This is a genomic window from Mesorhizobium sp. M7A.F.Ca.MR.362.00.0.0, from assembly GCF_004023175.1.
Lineage (GTDB): Bacteria > Pseudomonadota > Alphaproteobacteria > Rhizobiales > Rhizobiaceae > Mesorhizobium.
The window spans coordinates 4900-7686 of the sequence record NZ_RZTF01000102.1; the positions used below are offsets into that span (position 1 = coordinate 4900).

Sequence of the window (2787 nt, forward strand, 5' to 3'; positions counted from 1 at the left end):
GCCGACGCCAGGCTGTTGCGGTCGAAATTGGCTTCGCCCAGTTGCTCGCTCGCCTGCCGGAACACCGAATGACAGCGCGCCGAGGCGTACTGGACATAGAACACCGGATTGTCCTTGGACTGCTCGGTCACCTTGGCGAAATCGAAATCCAGGGGCGCATCGTTCTTGCGGTAGAGCATCATGAAGCGGATCGCGTCGCGGCCGACCTCCTCCACCACTTCGCGCAGCGTCACGAAATCGCCCGACCGCTTCGACATGCGCACTGGTTCGCCCTCGCGAAACAGCTTGACCAGATTGCACAGCAGGACAGTGAGCTTCACCTCGTCGCCGGCAATCGCCCGCGCCAGGGCCTCCAGCCGCTTTACGTAGCCGCCATGGTCGGCGCCGAGCACATAGATCAGGTCGACGAAGCCGCGATCGACCTTGTCCTTGAGATAGGCGACGTCGGCGGCGAAATAGGTGAACGAGCCATCGGACTTGACCAGCGCCCGGTCCATGTCGTCGCCGACCGCGGTCGAGCGGAACAGCGTCTGCTCGCGGTCCTCCCAATCGTCGGGTTTCTCGCCCTTGGGCGGCGGCAGCTTGCCCTTGTAGATATGGCCCTTCAGCGTCAGATCGTTGATCGCAGAGCGGATCTTCCTGGCTTTGTCGGCGTGCAGCGTGCGCTCGGAGAAGAACACGTCGTGATGCACGTTGAGCATCGCAAGGTCCTCGCGGATCATCGCCATCATCGCATCGATGGTGCGATCCTTGACGATGGCGAGCGCCTCGTCATCGGGCATCTGCAGAAGCGAGCGGCCGTATTCCGCGACCAGCGCCTGGCCGACGGGCACCAGGTAATCGCCGGGATAGAGACCGGCAGGTATTTCGCCGATGTCGTCGCCCAGCGCTTCGCGGTAACGCAGGAATGCGGAACGGCCGAGCACGTCGATCTGCGAGCCGGCGTCGTTGATGACATATTCCTTGGTCACGTCGTAGCCGGCGAAGGCCATCAGATTGGCAAGCGCGTCGCCGACGACAGCACCCCGGCAATGGCCGACATGCATCGGCCCGGTCGGATTGGCCGAGACATATTCGACATTGGTCTTCCTGCCGCCGCCAACCGTCGAGCGGCCATAGTTGCGGCCCTCGCCGAGCAGTGCGGTCAGATGTGCCTGCCAGAAGCCGTCCTTCAGCCTGAGATTGACGAAACCGGGCCCGGCCACTTCCGTCGCCGCGACATCCTTGTCGTCACGCAGCGCCTGCGCCAGTCTTTCGGCCAGCGCGCGCGGGTTCTGGCCGGTCGGCTTGGCCAGCACCATCGCCGCATTGGTCGCCAGGTCGCCGTGGCTGGCGTCGCGCGGCGGCTCGACGGCAATGCGCGACAGGTCAGGCGAAACGCCGTCTTTGTCTTTCAGATCAAGCGCTTCGACGGCTTTTATGATTCGCGCGGTGAAATCGGCGAAGATGTTCATTTGTGTGACTCTGGGGTCTGGCTCTGGCGGCTTTGCAGCGAATCCGGCTCGTTGGCCGGCAAAATCGAGCCCGCCCTAGCCCAATTCAGGCGTATGGTCAAACAAACGCCGGTGTTCCTTGAGCGCGTAGGTGTCGGTCATACCCGCCAGGAAGTCGGCGACGCTGCGCGCCTTGATGCGGTCGTCGGCCCGATCCAGCCCCTCGCGCCAGCCGTCCGGCATGGCGCGCGGATCGGCGAAATAGGCGTCGAACAGATTTTTGACGATCTGCTCGGCGTCCGCGCGCACCCGCATAACCTCCGCGTGCCGGTAGAGGTGCTTGTACAGGAAGGCCTTCAGTTCTTTCTCCAAGGCAGCCATTTCGGCCGAGAAAACCACCATCGTCTCGCCGGCTGCCCTCACCGCATCGGCGCTCCGCGGACTGATGCGATCGAGATTGGCGGTCGTCGACTTGATCACGTCCTCGACCATGGCGGTTATCTGCCGCCGCATCAGTTCGTGGCCGGTGCGCACATCATCGAGGGAGGGATAGCGTGAGCGAACGCCTTTCAGGATCGTTCCCGGCAGCGAAATCGTCTCCAGCATGTCCAGCGTCAGCAGCCCTGCCCTCAAGCCATCATCGATGTCATGCGTGTTGTAGGCTATATCGTCGGCGATCGCCGCGCATTGCGCCTCGATGCCGGCGAACCGGTCGAGTTCGAGGTCATGCAGTTCAGAGTAATCACGGATCGCCTGCGGCACCGGCCCTTTCAGACCCTTGCCGTTGGCGTCCGTCAGCGGCCCATTGTGCTTGACCAGGCCTTCCAGCGTTTCCCAGGTCAGGTTGAGCCCATCGAACTCGGCGTAGCGCGCCTCCAGCCTCGTCACGATGCGCAGCGATTGCGCGTTGTGGTCGAAGCCGCCCCAGGCGGCCATCTTTTCGTTCAGCGCGTCCTCGCCGGTGTGGCCGAAGGGCGTGTGGCCGAAATCATGCACCAGCGCCACCGCCTCGGCGAGATCCTCGTCGCCGCGCAGCGCCCGTGCCAGGGCACGCGCGATCTGCGCCACTTCGATCGAATGGGTCAGCCGGGTGCGATAATGGTCGCCTTCATGCGCGATGAAGACCTGCGTCTTGTGCTTGAGCCGCCGGAACGCCGTCGAATGGATGATGCGGTCACGGTCACGCTGGAATGGCGTGCGCGTCGGGCTTTCCACCTCGTCGAACAGCCGCCCGCGCGACTTTGCCGGATCGCAGGCATAGGCGGCGCGCGGCCGATAGCCGAATCCGATGTCGCCCAACTCGTTGGTCATGGCTGATGCTGCCGCAGTTGACTTAGCCAGGTTGACTTGGCCC

2 protein-coding genes are annotated in these 2787 nt (G+C 63.7%); both read right to left on the reverse strand.

Annotated features, from left to right (window positions below; all coding sequences use genetic code 11):
- Positions 1-1454 (reverse strand): arginine--tRNA ligase (gene argS / locus EOC06_RS15165; protein ID WP_245469624.1); only part of this gene is annotated, 1454 nt, incomplete at its 3' end.
- 75 nt (positions 1455-1529) lie between these two features.
- A complete protein-coding gene (locus tag EOC06_RS15170) occupies positions 1530-2744 on the reverse strand; it encodes a deoxyguanosinetriphosphate triphosphohydrolase (protein ID WP_128308159.1) in 1215 nt (404 codons plus the stop codon).
- Positions 2745-2787: the final 43 nt, after the last annotated feature.

What these genes read in the sequence shown, in the direction of transcription:
- EOC06_RS15170 (WP_128308159.1), bottom strand. Translation starts at nt 2,744, where the DNA reads ATGACCAACGAGTTGGGCGACATCGGATTCGGCTATCGGCCGCGCGCC.